The 16,590-nt window shown below is 40.5% G+C and carries 16 protein-coding genes, 1 tRNA gene and 1 pseudogene; 9 read left to right on the top strand and 9 right to left on the bottom strand.

What is annotated here, in order from left to right; all coding sequences use genetic code 11:
* Window positions 1-139: 139 nt before the first annotated feature.
* Window positions 140-592, top strand: a complete 453-nt coding sequence (locus Xsto_RS16995; RefSeq protein ID WP_099125837.1) for a hypothetical protein — start codon at window positions 140-142, stop codon at window positions 590-592.
* A gap of 166 nt (window positions 593-758) precedes the next feature.
* Here Xsto_RS16995 and Xsto_RS17000 read toward each other — a convergent pair whose 3' ends face one another.
* Window positions 759-1,703 carry a Kdo(2)-lipid IV(A) acyltransferase gene (locus Xsto_RS17000; RefSeq protein WP_099108327.1) on the bottom strand — a complete coding sequence of 315 codons (945 nt, stop codon included), beginning with the start codon at window positions 1,701-1,703 and terminating at the stop codon, window positions 759-761.
* Between the two features lie 490 nt (window positions 1,704-2,193).
* On the opposite strand from Xsto_RS17000, the gene rmf reads away from it, so the two are divergent.
* Complete coding sequence (rmf, locus tag Xsto_RS17005) at window positions 2,194-2,352, top strand: ribosome modulation factor (RefSeq protein WP_086956221.1); 159 nt, start codon at window positions 2,194-2,196, stop codon at window positions 2,350-2,352.
* Between the two features lie 108 nt (window positions 2,353-2,460).
* Here the strand turns inward: rmf and fabA are convergent, their stop codons facing one another.
* Complete coding sequence (gene fabA / locus Xsto_RS17010) at window positions 2,461-2,979, bottom strand: bifunctional 3-hydroxydecanoyl-ACP dehydratase/trans-2-decenoyl-ACP isomerase (protein ID WP_086956222.1); 519 nt, start codon at window positions 2,977-2,979, stop codon at window positions 2,461-2,463.
* Window positions 2,980-3,063: 84 nt separating this feature from the next.
* Entirely contained in the window at window positions 3,064-4,794 is a 1,731-nt protein-coding gene (locus Xsto_RS17015) for an AAA family ATPase (RefSeq protein WP_099125838.1), read from the bottom strand.
* A gap of 204 nt (window positions 4,795-4,998) precedes the next feature.
* Between Xsto_RS17015 and matP the strand changes: the two genes are divergently transcribed.
* Window positions 4,999-5,448, top strand: a complete 450-nt coding sequence (gene matP, locus Xsto_RS17020) for a macrodomain Ter protein MatP (RefSeq protein ID WP_099123091.1) — start codon at window positions 4,999-5,001, stop codon at window positions 5,446-5,448.
* A gap of 77 nt (window positions 5,449-5,525) precedes the next feature.
* Here the strand turns inward: matP and ompA are convergent, their stop codons facing one another.
* Together ompA and sulA are read right to left on the bottom strand one after the other, a co-directional pair.
* Window positions 5,526-6,653, bottom strand: coding sequence for a porin OmpA (gene ompA / locus Xsto_RS17025; RefSeq protein ID WP_099125839.1), 1,128 nt, complete (start codon window positions 6,651-6,653; stop codon window positions 5,526-5,528).
* 357 nt (window positions 6,654-7,010) lie between these two features.
* On the bottom strand, window positions 7,011-7,583 hold the full coding sequence (gene sulA / locus Xsto_RS17030; protein ID WP_099108323.1) for an SOS-induced cell division inhibitor SulA: 573 nt from the start codon (window positions 7,581-7,583) through the stop codon (window positions 7,011-7,013).
* 249 nt (window positions 7,584-7,832) lie between these two features.
* On the opposite strand from sulA, the gene Xsto_RS17035 reads away from it, so the two are divergent.
* Window positions 7,833-8,441 carry a TfoX/Sxy family DNA transformation protein gene (locus Xsto_RS17035; protein WP_099108322.1) on the top strand — a complete coding sequence of 203 codons (609 nt, stop codon included), beginning with the start codon at window positions 7,833-7,835 and terminating at the stop codon, window positions 8,439-8,441.
* A gap of 111 nt (window positions 8,442-8,552) precedes the next feature.
* Here the strand turns inward: Xsto_RS17035 and yccS are convergent, their stop codons facing one another.
* Window positions 8,553-10,769: a YccS family putative transporter gene (gene yccS, locus Xsto_RS17040; protein ID WP_099125840.1), complete on the bottom strand. Its 2,217-nt coding sequence runs from the start codon at window positions 10,767-10,769 to the stop codon at window positions 8,553-8,555.
* 66 nt (window positions 10,770-10,835) lie between these two features.
* Between yccS and helD the strand changes: the two genes are divergently transcribed.
* Window positions 10,836-12,905, top strand: coding sequence for a DNA helicase IV (helD, locus tag Xsto_RS17045; RefSeq protein ID WP_099125841.1), 2,070 nt, complete (start codon window positions 10,836-10,838; stop codon window positions 12,903-12,905).
* 42 nt (window positions 12,906-12,947) lie between these two features.
* Here the strand turns inward: helD and mgsA are convergent, their stop codons facing one another.
* Window positions 12,948-13,406 carry a methylglyoxal synthase gene (gene mgsA / locus Xsto_RS17050; protein ID WP_099123097.1) on the bottom strand — a complete coding sequence of 153 codons (459 nt, stop codon included), beginning with the start codon at window positions 13,404-13,406 and terminating at the stop codon, window positions 12,948-12,950.
* A 136-nt stretch (window positions 13,407-13,542) separates the two neighbouring features.
* Here mgsA and Xsto_RS17055 point away from each other — a divergent pair, with 136 nt between their 5' ends.
* Window positions 13,543-13,956 carry a CoA-binding protein gene (locus tag Xsto_RS17055; protein ID WP_099125842.1) on the top strand — a complete coding sequence of 138 codons (414 nt, stop codon included), beginning with the start codon at window positions 13,543-13,545 and terminating at the stop codon, window positions 13,954-13,956.
* Window positions 13,957-14,028: 72 nt separating this feature from the next.
* Here Xsto_RS17055 and hspQ read toward each other — a convergent pair whose 3' ends face one another.
* Entirely contained in the window at window positions 14,029-14,349 is a 321-nt protein-coding gene (gene hspQ, locus Xsto_RS17060; RefSeq protein ID WP_186435674.1) for a heat shock protein HspQ, read from the bottom strand.
* 285 nt (window positions 14,350-14,634) lie between these two features.
* On the opposite strand from hspQ, the gene yccX reads away from it, so the two are divergent.
* A complete protein-coding gene (yccX, locus tag Xsto_RS17065; RefSeq protein ID WP_099125843.1) occupies window positions 14,635-14,913 on the top strand; it encodes an acylphosphatase in 279 nt (92 codons plus the stop codon).
* Between the two features lie 15 nt (window positions 14,914-14,928).
* Here the strand turns inward: yccX and tusE are convergent, their stop codons facing one another.
* The gene (gene tusE, locus Xsto_RS17070; RefSeq protein WP_169926668.1) at window positions 14,929-15,258 is read right to left on the bottom strand and encodes a sulfurtransferase TusE; all 330 of its coding nucleotides are present in this window, start codon (window positions 15,256-15,258) and stop codon (window positions 14,929-14,931) included.
* A 183-nt stretch (window positions 15,259-15,441) separates the two neighbouring features.
* Between tusE and Xsto_RS17075 the strand changes: the two genes are divergently transcribed.
* Both Xsto_RS17075 and Xsto_RS17080 read left to right on the top strand, forming a co-directional pair.
* Window positions 15,442-15,529 (top strand) — tRNA-Ser (locus Xsto_RS17075).
* Between the two features lie 174 nt (window positions 15,530-15,703).
* A pseudogene (locus Xsto_RS17080) lies at window positions 15,704-16,492 on the top strand (tyrosine-type recombinase/integrase); the annotation flags it as partial.
* Window positions 16,493-16,590: the final 98 nt, after the last annotated feature.

Raw genomic sequence — 16,590 nt, forward strand, 5'->3', positions numbered from 1 at the left:
CAGCTAGCATGTTGAAATTGCTTTTGATTGTAAAGGGGTATTTGTTTTTGGACTACTAACTACCTATAACTGGTAGTTGATCTCAGCGGAGAATGACTATTAAATAATGATTTTTAGTTATAATCACACTAGGATATTTATGCTGTTTAAAAGGATTATCGGCCTGCTTTTTATTATGATAATTGGCTGTTCTCAGGCGTTCGCGCATGATTTTAGCTATAAAAGTAATATACCTGCTGATAACAAAACGCCAGAAGAATACCTGAAAAAAAGAGAAGGATTGGGTACTAACAACTGGCAGGTTGATAAGCTGGCACGAGACAACGCGCTGGTTGAGAAACGGGAAGAAGAAGCGGATAAATATAAATATGTCCGAAAAGATGATTCAAAAGCACATCTTGGGTTTTCTTATGATTGGGATAATCAAAAACTGAAATTTCCTCATAATGACAAAGACTGGGCAACTATGAATGACAGGAATCGAGCCACCCAACGCAAATGCTACCGGGAAACCAGACAAAAGTTGGAACAAAAATGGGGAAATGGCTATTCCAATATGGAGATCGTGGATGCTTGTGGAGGGGCTTATTAGAGGGTTCCTTGAGCCACTCATTTAACTTTGTAACTTAATATTTTTTGGAAATCAGGCTGTCACTTTTGGAGTGAGAGCCTGATTTTTTAAGTTATGATAATTGATATTTATTGGTTTTCAGAGACTTTATAGCCAAGAAAGGCGTAACCTGAAAGGGGCTGAGTATCTAGTGAATATTATCGCTATTATCACCATATAAAGATGGCATACCTTCGGGACGTGTTTTAAAACGGCGATGTAACCACATATATTGTTCTGGTGCCTGCATGATCTCCTGCTCGATGATCTTATTCATAAATGCGGCGGCCTTTGTTTCATCTTTTTCAGGGAAGTTTTCTACAGCCGGTTGAATAATCAGCTCATAACCTTTTCCATCTGGTAGTCGACGCGGAGTAAAAGGAAGTAGAACCGGATTCGATAATCGAACCAGAATTGAAGTCCCGGTTGTTGTTGCCGCATGTTCAACCGCGAATAATGGCGCAAATACACTTTTACGTGGGCCATAATCATGATCCGGTGCGTACCAGACAATTTCACCATTTTTCAGACAGCGGATCATTCCCTTGAGATCTTTTCTGTCCAGCATATATTTGTTGGAGCGTAAGCGCCCCCAAGTTTGTAGCCAATCCAGAACCGGATTATCATTTGGTCGATAAACACCGACACCCGGATTCAGTATACCGAAAATGCGAGCACCCAATTCCAGTGTCAGGAAGTGGAGCCCAATAATAATGATCCCCTGGCCTGTGGTCTGTGCTTTCTGGATATTTTCCCGTCCTGTCACTTTGAACCAGCGCTTTACTCTCCAATCAGGCCAGAACCATGCCATACCAGTTTCAAGTAATCCCATGCCCACGGATTCAAAATTTTTGACCAGCCACTTATCTCGTTCTTCCTGTGACATATCGGGGAAACAGAGAAGCAGATTACGCTCAGCGATTTTAGCCCGCTTTTTTAAAAAGCGCTGTGAGAGCCGGCCAAGACGGGTTCCGATCCAGTAAATCGCTGGATAGGGAAGTAAGACCAATAAATAAAGTATTCCGATACCCAGCCAAGTCAGCCAGTGGCGGGGATGTAAAAGTGAACGATGAAAAGAGGGTGTCTGTATCATGTGTTTTCAGTGTCTTAAAGAATAATTCTTGAACTATAAAAAAACCTGTCTTATAACGCCTCAGGAGTAATATGGGGCTATTGTGACACTTTTTAGTGGAATATCGAAATATCAGGGCACTAAATGGTTAATCAAGCAATAACAAATTAGCAGTTATCCTTACAGCTTTGGTCTTGCTGTATCAGATGGTGATTATGATGTCACCAGATATGATATTCAAATGGTTGTTTTACCTCGTTAAACGGAAGCAGGATAGGGAATACAGAAGGCAGCATGATTAGAGCAAGACCGCAGGAGTACCTGCCTGCCATCTTTCAAGTTACAGCAGGCTTTATTACCTGTATTCACTTACACCGGCATAGTGTCAAATTATAACTTTTCTACGGCTTTCTTTGCTTGATATTCATTTCAGATAGGAGTATCACTAGGAAGCCTTCTGAATAAGAAACATTCATTGTTTTATTTTCATAGTAAAGTGAGGAAGTAAGACATGAAACGACAAAAAAGAGATCGTTTGGCACGTGCACTTTCTAGGGGCTATCACGCTGGTATTTTAGGGCGACCGCGGGAAAATTGCCCTTACCATTCGTTAGATGCCCGCTCACACTGGCTGGGGGGTTGGCGTCAGGCAATGGAAGACCGTGTTTGATTGCTGTGACTTTAGTCAATAACCCGTTACTTTAATAACAAATCACCTCTGCCATAATGCAGAGGTGATTAGTATAAGAGAAGGGAAGTAAGCATCAGGGCAAGAAAATCAAAAATTACTGGTATCTTTGAAGATCCCTACTTTCAAATCCGTTGCTGTATAGATAAGTTTACCGTCAACCAACACTTCGCCATCAGCCAGACCCATAATCAGTTTCCGGTTTATGACGCGTTTAAAATTAATGCGATATGTGACCATTTTTGCTGTTGGTAACACTTGCCCGGTGAACTTTACTTCCCCAACACCAAGCGCCCGACCTTTACCTTCACCGCCAAGCCAGCCCATGAAGAAACCAACAAGCTGCCACATCGCATCAAGACCGAGGCAACCAGGCATAACGGGATCTTTGAAAAAGTGACAACCGAAAAACCACAAGTCAGGGTTAATATCCAGCTCAGCTTCGATATACCCTTTGTTATAAGTGCCACCGTCTTCTGTCATTTTAATGATGCGATCCATCATTAACATATTGCCGGAAGGGAGTGGTGGCCCATTTTCACCAAATAACTTACCTTGTCCAGAGGCTTGAAGTTCTTCTTTAGTGTAGGACTCTTGTTTTTTAAACATATTCTCAGATAGCCTTATTATTGGGTAAGGCTAGAGAATAGCGTACACTTGTACGCTGAACAACTCCGATCAGATATCTTGACACTAACCCAGCCAGCGCAAGAACCAAGGTAATTTTGGGCGTTCTTGACTATTAATTTGTGTAATACGTTCGTATATCATAGCTAACAGATGTTCTTTCTGTTCGTCATAATAAGGGATGTCTGTCAATAATGAAGCGGCTTCGGATACGTGCTCTACAGCCCAAATATGGAATTCTCCATTTTTCACTGCATTAATAACATCCTGATGCAAACATAAATGTTGCACATTGGCTGTTGGAATAATCACACCCTGTGAGCCGGTTAGCCCACGGCAGTGACATACACGGAAAAAACCTTCAATTTTTTCATTAACACCACCGATCGGCTGAACATTACCAAATTGATCGACGGCTCCTGTCACCGCGATTTGCTGGTTTATCGGCTGTTGAGACAGGGCACTGATTAATGCACATAATTCAGCTAACGAAGCACTGTCACCATCGACTTCGCCATAGGATTGCTCGAATACAATAGAAGCAGAAAAGGGTTGAGGCTGATCGAGTTTTAACTCAGAAATCAAGTAGGCCTGCATAATCATCATGCCTTTGGCGTGAATATTTCCCCCAAGCTCGACTTTACGTTCCACATCAATAAATTCGCCATCGCCTAAATGGGCAACACAACTGATTCGAGAGGGTTCACCAATCGGATCTGGATGGCCCGGATATTCAAGTACAGACAATCCGTTTATTTGACCAATAACAGTACCCTGTGTACGGATCAGTATTTGACCTTTCAGAATTTCGTCCATACTGCGTTCAGCTAAATAGCTATGACGCCAGCGCCGGTTATCTTCTGCCTGTTGCAGAGAATGCAGGGTAATCTGATTTTCCTGCTGATAATTAGCCGCTGTTTCCAGAGTCTGTTTCAGCCACTGGATATCTAAAGGCAAACTGAATTGATCTTCAGTGTAACGAATAGCTTGCCTGAATAATTCGCTCCAGGCATCTTGGCTCAAAGACGGGAGTTTTTGCTGTTGAATGAATCCACTTACATAGCGACACCACATCGCCAGATCATCTTCTTCATGAAATGGCATATCAGGTTCGAATTCACTGTATAAAGCACTGCTTGCCAATTCCGGTTCAATAGTATGCAATTCGTCAAGACTGAACCGATCTCCTACAAGGATCAGGCGTAAATCTAACGGTATTGAGGGAACTGGCAGAGGCAGAGGGTGGTTTTCATTGTGTGGTAACCAGTCAAAACGTCGTTGAATGATCATCTGTTTGAGCCGAACCCACATTAATGGCTGGGATAGCAGCGTGCGTAGGGGTAAGATTAAAATACCACCATTAACTTGATGGATAAGCCCCGGCTGGAGTTGAAGCACATTCTGGTGTGTGTAGATGTTGCCAAATAATTGTTCAGGTTCAATCCACTCGCGATAAGCAACTCTTTGATTTGGCGAGAAAGGGCCTTCACCGGAGGAATGCCATGTAATGGTTTGGTGCTCTATCTGATAATAACCACCAACATCAGGATAGCTTTCTGGTAATAATGTAGAAACTGTATCGGATAAAAGGGCCAGGCAGGCATCACTTTCTTCTGCTTTTAACAGCATAAAAGATTGGCGTAAATTGGCCTGACAAAAAAGTGTTAGCCCATTGTGCAGCCTGGGTTGAATGACTTCCAGGGTAGCGGAAGGTGATTCAGAAACAGAATTGAAAAGTGATTGATAAGGTACACTATTTGGCTGTAATGATTGCCAGTCTAATTTTATATTCGTCAAAGTGATAGCTACATGTAGTGAAAAAGAAACATTTATTATACAAGATTAGGCTGTGAACCAACATGCCATAATCTTTGAAAGGCATGATATTTGTACTATCCCATTGATAGATTAAGAAATGCACAATAATCCGGTGTTGTTATGAGAAATTAAGATAAATAATTGCTATGCTTAATTTAAGTTACGCTGTCACTGAGAGATGAAATGAAATATCAACAATTGGAAAATCTGGAATGTGGCTGGAAATGGGCTTATTTAGTGAAAAAACATCGGGAAGGTGAAGAAATCACTAAATATCTTGAAAAAAGTGCAGCTCAGGATGCAATTAATGCATTGTTAAAATTAGAGCGAGAACCTGTCAAGGTTTTGCAATGGATTTCACTGCATATGAATCAAGCTCTATCCAACCGCATGAAGCAAACTATCCGAGCACGGCGTAAGCGCCATTTTAACGCAGAACATCAGCACTCGCGTAAAAAGTCTATTGACCTGGATTTTCATGTCTGGCAGCGTCTTTCAAATCTCTCCCGACGCCGTGGTAATACTTTATCAGAAACAATAGTGCAATTATTGGAAGATGCAGAACATAAAGAGAAATATGCTCACCAAATTCTGAATTTAAAACAGGATTTAGCTGCAATTTTAGATAAATAGTCTTTGAAAAATGGCGAAATAAATAAAAACCCCATGCTTACACATGAGGTTTTTATTTTATGAATAATGTAGATAAATCAAAGGGCAACTTTTGCTGGGACAGTTACCTCTTGAGTACCCTGAATATTGATAACAACACGGCGGTCTGGTGACAGACACGAGATCAATGTAGAGCGCGCTTTGATATTGTCACATGTTGAGCCGGTAACCGGATCTTCTTTACCGCGCCCCTCAGCCTGAATACTGTTTGCAGGAATACCTTTTTCAATCAGATAGTCAACAACGGATTGAGCCCGTTTCTGGGACAGAGGTAAGTTATAGTTTTGGCTACCGATTCGGTCAGTGTAACCAAGAACAACAACATGCCCCTGATTTGGGTCAATTTTACTTAATTGGTTATAGAGTGCATCGAGTTCCTGTTTACCTTCAGCTTTCAATGTTGATTTGTTGAAGTCAAACAGGACATCAGAACGCAGGGTAAAGCTTTTGTTTTCAACAACAGGCATTGGAGCTGGGATCACAGGAGGAGGCGTGGCTTCATCCTGCCCAAAACGGTAAGAAACACCGAGGCTTAGCAGACCATTATTTGGTTTAGGTCCTAAATAAGAGCTGCGATCTTGCGTATATGCATCTGAGCTGCCTTTTCCGCTTTGACCAACTTTTGGTGCCCACTGGTATTCCAGACGAGTTGCAACATTTTTCGTCAATGCATATTCAGCACCGAGAGCGATGAGTGGGGAAATACCAGTACTATTATTTTTCACATAGTTTTTTGTTTTATCTGAGTGGCTGTAATTTGCTGAAGCGTTTGAATGCCACACTATGCCCCCCAGACGAGTATAAGCATCTAAAGAGTCTGTCAGTGGAGCGCTCAATTTCATTGCAAGCTGAATACCCTGGCTTTTGAAACTGGCGTCATTAATCTTAGATTTATAGGTCATTTTCCCCAGCCAATCATAACCTAATTCGAAACCTATGTATGGTGTTGCCTGATAACCAACATAAGCTCCGGCACCCAGAGCATCTTTCTTGTCAGCATTACCTGTCGCTACTTTAGCAGCATCGATATCTTTAAATCCTGTTCTACTGTAGTCGGACCAACCTACCTTAGTACCTGCATACCAAGTATGCTCTTTTGGAGCTGCTTGAGCCACAGTTGTAAAAGTTGCTACTGCCACGGCCACTGCGATAGCTGTCTTCTTCATTGTACGCCTCGTTATCATCCAAATAATAAGTAGTTGGCCTTAAAGTCTTATTGTTGGCCATTGGTTGAAATAATCTGTTAGGTATATGCGCTTAATATCAATAGATAATTCCTGAAATGTGAGTTAAATCAGCATCAGCCTAACTTTGTAGAGTCTACAACGAACTTTAAAACTTACAAGTACATGGTGATTTGTGATACATATTTTTTAAATTAATACCTGTAAGAAATTAAATATTATTAATGATAGCTTATGAGGGTTGTTTATTTAATTGTTTGATTTTTATCATAAATAAAAAAATTTTATTACTAATAGCATGTTTATTTTAAAAAATACTGAGAATAATCTTAAATTCATTCAATGATAGTAAATAGAATGAAACTTTATCCTGTTTTCTACGGGATTATACTGTTCGGATGAGGCTTGAGGGCGCATAATCAGGCCTAGTGTTGTGCCTTTCTGTGCTGCTAATCTCAGTTTTTGTAATCCATATTCAGACAGTTCTGGCAGCCATCCTAATACGATGCAGTAGTTACCACTTGCTAAGGCTTTCTCCATGGCATAGGGTGATGCAATAGGGGTAATTTGGTTTAATTGAACGCTCTTGTCTAAAGGCAAACCCGAATCGACTAACCACTGGCGGCTTAATCTTTTATTAGGCGTTATCCAGAGTAACCACCTGTTTTCATCTCTGGATTGATGTAGCAAAGGAAGTAGGATGTGATTAATCACAGGCCATTGTTCACAATAGCTTAACTCACGGATTGTGCCATTTACTGCTTGTAAGGCGTTTTGCTCAGCCTGACTAAAAGGTTGTAATTTTGTAGATGTAGTGCCCGTTACATTAGTGATTTCGTGTTTGTGAGTTGTACTGTTCTCAGCTTCAATTTTACTCTCAATGAGATACTCCAGAGTGGGTTGAATACGCATAATGTTCCTCACTATGATGCCTGTATATATATACAGTAATTGGTTGTTTGGCTAAAAGCAAGACCATTTTTTTCAAGGCGCTTCGCAAAAATTTATATAAAACAGTTTTTTTCTAATTTAATGATTGGCAGCCAGAAATAGATTGCGTATGGTTTTAATTACTTGTTCTTGTTATTTATTTTGTTAATAACAGACAAGAGAACAGAGCATAAAATATTTAGTCAGGATATAATTCATGGAGTGATAAAAATGTTTTTATCTGGGGCTCGTTTTGATCAATTGAAACACGGCGTATCTTCATTGGGGAAACTTAAAAAGAAATCCCAGTTTGGTGGAATTGGATTATCAATTGATGGAGTCTTGTTCGCCCTGAGTTATGAAGGTGAGCTTTATTTACGAGGGAATAGTTATGCAGAGACGTTATTTAAAGCCAAAGGCATGGAGACGTTTATCTATTCAAAAAGGGGAATTCCTGTGGCTTTGCGTTATTACCGAGTCAGTGAGTCACTTTGGCGGGATCAAAAACAATTATTCGAATATGTTAATTTAGCCTATCAAGATACACTGACAGATATCATTAATAAACAAAGAACACCTCTCAGATTAAAAGACCTTCCTAATCTTGGGATGGCTTTGGAGCGCCAGTTATGGAAAGCAGGAATATCAAAAGTAGAAGAATTGCGGGTGTTAGGAGCAAAAGTAACTTATCTTAAATTACAACAAAATGGAAAGAAGATAAGTGTTAATATCTTACTGGCATTAGCCGGAGCAATAGAAGGCTGCCATGTTGCTGTGTTGCCAGAAAAACTACGCCATGATTTACTTATATGGCATCAAGAATTGGAACATGGTAACTAATATTATTCTATTTTTTCTTAATTTAAGATGACAGATGATAATTGATTTTAAATACAGAAAATATAAGTTATAAAAATAATAAATCCCGCCTTCATAGAAGGCGGGATTTATTTAATTAGATTTCTGATTGTTTATTTGCTTTCTTAAATTAACTATTTCCGGTAATAATTCAACTAGCAACCCTACTTGCTGTAATACAAGTTGAACTTTGCTGTTATCAGAAGTTAATTGATTAATTTTTTGTATCAAATGCTCTGAAATCTGATGCAGGAAATCATCATTAACTCTGTCTTGTTGCAATGCAGATTCAACATGGTGGATTGATTCAGTAAGCAGATCCAGAATGACAGGTTCATTAAGTCTGTCACGATGTGCGCCTAAGGCGGAAATATAACTCAACATGGTATGATTCAGGCAAAGTAAACGAAATGCTGCTTCCTGAGAAATACGATGATGTTTAGGCTCTGATGACATGTTCGAGACAACCGATGCCAGTTCAGCATCGCAATTATGAGCGTTACGGCGAGCAACCCGATATTCCAGACAATTACTTTTTCCTTGATGATATTGCAGCAAGATGGCATTGAGATAATGGCAATTGGCGTTCATTGTACGGGTGATGACTTGTGGCAAGTGGCGAAAATTCCAATCAGGCCAGATAAAACTGACTGCCAACAAGGCAATACCACAACCAATCAGGGTATCGACTATTCTGGGTAACGCTACTTCAAAGCCTTCACCCAATAGATTAAAGCTTAATAATACCAATAACGTAATAAATAAAGTCGCATGTGCATACTGGCTACTACGGAAGGCAAAAAATAACACGCCTGAAATGACAATCAGCAATAATTGCCCTTCAATAGAAGGTACAAGATAGAGAATAGGCAGGCCAATCAAAATACCCGCCAGTGTCCCGATAACCCGCAGAGCCAGACGGCGGCGAGTCGCGCTGTAGTTAGGCTGACAGACAAAAAGGCTGGTCAGCAGGATCCAATAACCTCTTTGCATATCAAATAGCTGAATAATGGCATAACCAGTACAAAGCAAAGCAGACATACGTATAGCGTGGCGGAATAGTGCTGATTTGGGTGTCAGATTGCTGAGAAGCCGAAATAAAATATCACGCCACCCTGTTAAGGCCTCATCGGATAATTGCGTCTCTTCTTGTTTATCATTTTTATCATTGTACTGTTTGTCATGACACTGCCTGTCATCGCTTTGCTTATTATATTGCGCAGTTTCCTGAAAGGTCAGATATTGCTCAGAACTGAGTCCGGCTAGTTGTGCATCAATTGCCCGCAAATTTTTCAGTAAATTACTAAATGCAACGATCTTAGTATCAACTAGTTGTTGGTTTTTTAATTTCTCTAAAGAGATTTCAAGATAGGTGAAAGCATTCTCGAACCGTGAGCTATGCTGATATTGTTTACGCAGGATAATGGATTGTGAAACCTGCTCACAGGCGTGTGCCTGCATGGACAACAATCGCTGGAAACGGAATAGAAGATCGCTGTGGCGCAATGTTTCTCGTAGCTTTTGATACTGAATGTGAGACGAACTGGCACGTTCATGGATATCCTGAACAACAAAATAATAGTGTAGAGTCCTTCGGGTTCCCTGTTGCCCACGGTCTCCTTTCAAACGACTTAATAAAGTTATTTTAGTTTGATTGAGTGTTGACACTAATGTGCTGTTGGCCATAGCAATATCAAACACAGCCTGTTCGTATTCCTCTGCTTCAGCATCCGGGTCAAACAAATTTGTTTTGGCGTGTAAATACACAGAAAGCTGATGATAACAGCGTGCCAGATTTTCTTGTAACGGGCGGATAGGAAATAGTGCATGCCCTGCTAGTGTCAGCAAATTATACCAAATTGCACCAGTGAGTAATAATAAAGGTTGCTGATACCAGACAGGGAATATCGATGCACCCAGCATAGTATATATTGCAATCAATAAAGCACCGAAAGCGATGGTGGCATAACGCTGTCCTAAAGCACCAAGCAGTATGAAACCACAGGTAGAAATCGCCAGCCCAAGAGTGAAGAACCAAGGGTATGGAAAAAGTAAAGTAATAGAAACAGAAGCCACAAAGAAGGAGACTAAGGTGATGACCAGATTGCGTAAACGACCCACTAAACGATCATCTAAGTCTGTTAATGCGGCGGCGACAACACCTAACGTCAAAGGGATTGTAATCTTGGGTTCTTCTTTCAATAGCCAGGGAACCAGTGTAGTTCCTGTTAGCGCAATAAATATACGAATATAATAGAAAACGTGATTGTTATACAAAAAATGGCGGGAGCTGGAAAAAACAGTTAGCACAAAAAACTCCTAACAACATTTAAGTGAGCAGATAGCTCAACAATTTTCAGGTACGGTGCTATTACAATGGAACTAAAATCAACACAAATTGGTCAACGACTTGCTCGGCATCCTTATAATCGAGTGCGTTTACTGAGTGCTGGCATTGAAGTCAGTGGTGACAAACATCAGTACCTAATTCCATTTAATCAATTAATCGATATTCAGTGTAAGCGAGGGCTTGTCTGGGGGGAACTGGAATTTGAATTACCGGAAGGGAAAGTCGTTCGTTTACATGGCACTGAATGGCAGCAAACTCAGCGTTTTTACCATTATTTATTTAAGGAATGGCAGGCATGGAGCTCTGATATGAGCGGCATCAGCTCTGGCGTTCTGTCTGCTCAGGTAAATAAAATTGATAAAATCCGCCAGCAAGACTATTGGATGAAGACAGAAGATTTATCTCTATTACAGCAACAAATTCATGAAACATTTCAATCTATTCCTTTGCCATTACAAAGACTCAAGGACTTTGCAAGCTGTCGAGATAATTACCAGACGTGCCTGAACTGGATCAATGAAGGAGAAGAACGGCGAAAGCTCATAAACCAGCAGTGGTCTGAACGCATTCAGGAACGGTATGGTGAATTGTTCCAAATCGCAGAAAATGTACCATTCAATCCATTACAATATCAGGCTGTTATTAATGGTGAAAAATCCATATTAGTTTCGGGAAGTGCGGGAAGCGGAAAGACATCTGTTTTAATTGCCCGGGCAGAGTGGTTATTATTACGCCAGCAGGCGCTTCCTGAGCAGGTTTTATTACTGTCATCCGGGCAGAAATCGGTTGAGGAAATAAATAAACGTCTTCAGTTGTGTTCGGGAACAAAAACGATAAAAGCGAGAACATTCCATGAATTGGCTCTTTGTATCATCCGACAGACAAATAGCAATACACCAAAAAGTAGTGAACTAGAGACTAATACTCAAAAACGCCATGATTTTCTTATTCGAGAATGGCAAAAACAGTGTAATGAAAAAAAAGCACAGGCCAAAGGCTGGCGCGAATGGTTGAATGAAGAGTTAGACTGGCAGTTACCCGATGGAGCATATTGGAATGACAGGCAGGTACAATCCCGTTTATCCAGCCATCTGGATTATTGGTTGGAATTAATGAGAATGCATGGCGGTAGCCAAAAAGAGATGCTTGAACGGGCTTTGCCTGAATATTCAGATATATTCCCAAAACGTATCCGCCTGATGGCACCTTTGTTGAAAGCTTGGAAATCGGCATTAAAAGTAGAAGGAACGCTGGATTTTTATGGGTTGATTCATCAGGCAGTAAATACTCTGCAAAAAGGACGTTTCATTAGCCCGTGGAAGCACATCCTATTAGATAATCTGGAGAATATTTCTCCTTTAAGTATTAAGTTATTAACTACGCTACAAGCGCAGAATAGACAAAGCCATATATTCGCAGTAGGAGATAACTGGCAGGGAGTTTGTCGGTTTAACAGTCTTGAATGGCCTTCAATAAAGACTTTTTCTACTTATTTTGGTGAAAGTGACGAGTGCATTTTAGATACCACTTATCGTTTTAATGAGCGCATTAGTAAAATAATTAATGGAATTGCTCATCTTTTTCACAGCCAAACGAGTGGTTCACTGTGTAGGCTCACCAATCGTAGTTCAATAAAAGGAAATAAAAAATCAGTCATGATTTTGCCCGAAGAACAATTGGAAGCCTTGTTAAACAGGATGAGTGGTTATGTCACCAATCAGGAAACCATTTTCTTATTGGCCCGTTACCATTTTCATAAGCCTGATGTATTGAAGAAAGCGGCAACCCGTTGGCCGAATTTAAATATTAACTTTATGACCATTCACGAATCTTTAGGGCAGCAGGCTGATTACATTATTATTTTAGGGTTACGAAAAGGAAAAGAGGGTTTTCCGGCATCAGAAAAAGAGACAGTGCTGGAGCAGGTTTTACTGCCGAAACCTGAAACATTTTCTGATACACAAGAGCAGCGTCTGTTATATGTTGCATTAACGAGAGCAAAAAAGCAGCTCTGGCTGATACAGGAACCGAAAAATCCATCGGTATTTATTCACCAATTATCTAAATTAGGTGTCCCAGAGCACTGCAAGCCTTAGGTTTCCGTGAGATAATCTGGTTTTCTTTGTTGGTGGCTGTGCTTATTTTAGCCTTTCATCAAGATATCCCTGATAATCAGGTACGTAAATATCGACTTTTTCGGTAAAAAGAGAAGATTTGATAAGGAAATCAGCAGTTGTTCGATTTGTTGCTACAGGGATATTCCAGACTGTGGCCAAACGTAACAGTGCCTTGACATCAGGATCGTGAGGGACGGCATTCAGAGGATCCCAAAAAAAGATTAGAACATCAATTTTTCCTTCAGAAATCAATGCACCAATCTGTTGATCACCTCCCATCGGCCCACTCAATAGGCTGGTAATTGGTAAGCCCGTTTGTTGTTGAAGCAAGTTTCCGGTTGTACCTGTGGCATAGAGCCTGTTTTGTTCTAATACACGCTTATGTTCATTGACCCAAGACAGAAGAGATTGTTTACAGTGATCATGCGCAATTAGAGCAATACTTTTGGACTCAGTCAGTGTACGGGTTGTTAATTCCATATTAATACCTTCGTGAAAATGTACTATTTACCAATTATTTTAATAACAAAATAATAGAAATAAAGGTGATTGTCATAAACTCTGCAGTAAATGAAACGTATAATTATTGCAGCATAATCATGAGATAGGAGGCGCTATGAGTGATCAATATCTGATAGATATTCTGAAAAAAGTCAGAACAATCGCTCTGGTGGGAGCGAGTGAAAAACCAGATAGACCTAGTTATGAGGTAATGGAATACCTGATTGATCAGGGATATAACATCATTCCAGTTAGCCCTAAGCTAGCGGGTAAAACATTATTAGGACAGCAAGTTGTGAAGCAGCTAGCTGATATCGAACAGCCAGTTGATATGGTTGATGTCTTTCGTAATGCAACAGCTGCTTATGGTATTGCGGAAGAAGCGATTGCCATCGGAGCAAAAGTGCTTTGGCTGCAAAAAGGGGTAATTAATGATGAGGCGAAATTACTGGCAGAAAATAAGGGGTTAGATGTGATTATGGATCGTTGCCCGAAAATTGAGATCCCACGTTTAGGATTAGAAAAATAAAGAAGGCGATGGGTTATTTTTATTTCACCGCCTTTCCTTATCAGTATCGTTTAATTTTTTAAAGGAATGTGTTTAATTTCGTAACCTTGGAGCCAGCAATTGACTGCGGATAGATTCAGCTAACTCATCCAGAGAAGGATGTTCCGGATGATCATCTGATATCTCGTAAGTCAATTGAGCCTCTGCTAAATAGGTGTGGACAGGTTGCCCATCATCACCTTCCATCACAACGTGATACCACGGAGCTGAACGTAAAGTAGCATTAGATGCGATATCATTTTCCTGTGGTTGTTCTAAAGAATATTCGGCATCAATATCTACAACAACACCCAGATAGCCCAACAGGCTATGTCTCACTTGTTGGCCGATACCGAATTTGCTGGCGATCATCATAGTCACCTCCAGAGAAACCTTGCAATGACTCTTATATAAGGGCCGTAAGGTAAATTTCAAGCGCACACCCGGTAACCGGAATCTTGCATTTGAGATGGTATGTGATCACCATCTCATATTTCAGGTTAGCTGTTGTGTATATAAAATACAATACTAAAAGTGGTCTTAGCATGCCAAAGTTATTATACCTGATAGTTTTCAATCTATTGCATAACAGAAAATAAATACTTTTCCATCAGGATACTGAAGAGTCACTTTTCGATTTTGTTTGAGGGAGAAAAAGAAATGACAGTTCAAAGCATCACTATTTATGTTTATGGTCGAGTGCAGGGAGTTGGTTTTCGTTATCAGACATACTACTGGGCAAAGAAAAATAAGCTATTAGGATATGTTCGGAATATGAATGATGGCAGTGTCAAAATCGTTGCCTGTGGTAATGAGGAACAAATAGCAGCACTGATACATTGGCTGGAGAAAGGCGGGCCTCCGGGAGCGAAAATTGAACATTTTCAGCCTCAGTTTTGTGAGATAGAAGAAATGACTGATTTCAGCATCCGCCATTGAAGACGGATGACAGATTCAGATACATTTCACTGGTTTTGGTAACCCTGCAATTTTAGTTGCTTGCTTCGCCGGCCCTTTAGGAAACAAGCGATAAAGATAGCGGCTATTACCTTTTTCTTCGCCATGCTTTTGTGATATCGCCTTGACTAACATTCTGATAGCGGGGGAAGTGTTAAATTCCTCATAAAACTCGCGGACAAATCGAACCACCTCCCAATGCTGTTCGGTTAAGATGATATCTTCCTGCTCGGCAAGTAGCGGTGCCATCGCTTCTTCCCAGTCGTTACTGTTTTTAAGATAACCCTGTGCATCAGTTTCGATTTCTCGACCTTCAAATACCAACATAGCTTTTTTAACCACTCGACAATAATGGCTGCAATTTAGCAAAAATCACCTTTATTCCAAAGAAAGATTGCCATAAATGCTGAATAAATGCGCCAACGAACAGTTATGTGAGTGATTTGGCATCAGTTGAGCATATAAGTACTTTACATTGGGAGCAGTGATGTTTATAGTGCACGACATCGCGGAGGGGTGGCCGAGCGGCTGAAGGCAGCGGTCTTGAAAACCGCCGATGGGAAACCATCCGAGAGTTCGAATCTCTCCTCCTCCGCCACTTCTACTTCTCGAAACGTCTCCTAAAGTCTACTTTTTCTAATAAAATCAATAAATAGCAACAAGCTCAAGTCTCCTAATATATCCTAACATCTTCTGAAAGCGACATGAAATTGTGTATAGTTTTGTGTATAGTTTTTCCTATACACATCTTCCTATACACATGGGTGAAATGATGAAGCTAACAGACGTGGCAATTAAGAGATCTAAGCCAGAAGCAAAGGCTTATACTCTTTCCGATGGAAACGGGCTTTGGTTGTTAATAGAACCGAATGGCTCCAGAGGTTGGCGATTCCGTTATCGTTTTGAAGGTAAGCAAAAAATGCTATCTTTAGGTACTTATCCTGAAGTGCCTTTAGCGGAAGCAAGGAAAAGAACCGCAGAGTACCGCTCTATGATTGCTGGTGGCGTTAATCCTTCTGAAGACAGGAAACAGAAGAAGCGAGAAAGCACCATAATGTCTGAAAACACTTTTGAAAAAATCACTCTTGAATGGTACGAAAAACGCAAAGATAGGTGGTCGGCAGGGTATCGTGCTGACATGATGAGTGCTTTTGAAAATGATGTCTTCCCTTATATTGGTGATAGGCCAATAGCAGATATAAAACCCTTGGAATTATTGGACGTTCTTACGAGAATGGAAAAAAGGGGTGCTACAGAGAAATTAAAAAAAGTCCGTCAGCGTTGTGGTGAAGTTTGGAAGTATGCAATTATCACAGGTCGAGCTGAATATAATCCCGCCCCTGATCTTGCCAGTGCTTTTATTCCTCATAAAAGAGAGCATTATCCGCACCTTGATGTTGACGAGTTACCCGAATTCTTGAAATCCATTGATAAACACATGGGCAGCCAGATTGTTAGACACGCACTGAGAATTTTAATTATCACGGGATTGCGCCCCGGTGAATTAAGAAAGTTAGAGTGGAGTAAAGTTGATCTGGAAAAAAGGCTTATTCAAATTCCGGTCATGCTTCCAATAGTTAGATCTGTTATGAAAGATAGTATTCACGCTCAATGAACGTACCTACCACTTTGTCATGCATCTCTTCAGATTTGGAATAA

Source organism: Xenorhabdus stockiae (assembly GCF_002632825.1).
Taxonomy (GTDB): Bacteria; Pseudomonadota; Gammaproteobacteria; order Enterobacterales; family Enterobacteriaceae; genus Xenorhabdus; species Xenorhabdus stockiae.

What these genes read in the sequence shown, in the direction of transcription:
- Xsto_RS16995 (WP_099125837.1), top strand. Translation starts at nt 140, where the DNA reads ATGCTGTTTAAAAGGATTATCGGCCTGCTTTTTATTATGATAATTGGC.
- Xsto_RS17000 (WP_099108327.1), bottom strand. Translation starts at nt 1,703, where the DNA reads ATGATACAGACACCCTCTTTTCATCGTTCACTTTTACATCCCCGCCAC.
- rmf (WP_086956221.1), top strand. Translation starts at nt 2,194, where the DNA reads ATGAAACGACAAAAAAGAGATCGTTTGGCACGTGCACTTTCTAGGGGC.
- fabA (WP_086956222.1), bottom strand. Translation starts at nt 2,979, where the DNA reads ATGTTTAAAAAACAAGAGTCCTACACTAAAGAAGAACTTCAAGCCTCT.
- matP (WP_099123091.1), top strand. Translation starts at nt 4,999, where the DNA reads ATGAAATATCAACAATTGGAAAATCTGGAATGTGGCTGGAAATGGGCT.
- ompA (WP_099125839.1), bottom strand. Translation starts at nt 6,653, where the DNA reads ATGAAGAAGACAGCTATCGCAGTGGCCGTGGCAGTAGCAACTTTTACA.
- sulA (WP_099108323.1), bottom strand. Translation starts at nt 7,583, where the DNA reads ATGCGTATTCAACCCACTCTGGAGTATCTCATTGAGAGTAAAATTGAA.
- Xsto_RS17035 (WP_099108322.1), top strand. Translation starts at nt 7,833, where the DNA reads ATGTTTTTATCTGGGGCTCGTTTTGATCAATTGAAACACGGCGTATCT.
- helD (WP_099125841.1), top strand. Translation starts at nt 10,836, where the DNA reads ATGGAACTAAAATCAACACAAATTGGTCAACGACTTGCTCGGCATCCT.
- mgsA (WP_099123097.1), bottom strand. Translation starts at nt 13,406, where the DNA reads ATGGAATTAACAACCCGTACACTGACTGAGTCCAAAAGTATTGCTCTA.
- Xsto_RS17055 (WP_099125842.1), top strand. Translation starts at nt 13,543, where the DNA reads ATGAGTGATCAATATCTGATAGATATTCTGAAAAAAGTCAGAACAATC.
- hspQ (WP_186435674.1), bottom strand. Translation starts at nt 14,349, where the DNA reads ATGATGATCGCCAGCAAATTCGGTATCGGCCAACAAGTGAGACATAGC.
- yccX (WP_099125843.1), top strand. Translation starts at nt 14,635, where the DNA reads ATGACAGTTCAAAGCATCACTATTTATGTTTATGGTCGAGTGCAGGGA.
- tusE (WP_169926668.1), bottom strand. Translation starts at nt 15,258, where the DNA reads ATGTTGGTATTTGAAGGTCGAGAAATCGAAACTGATGCACAGGGTTAT.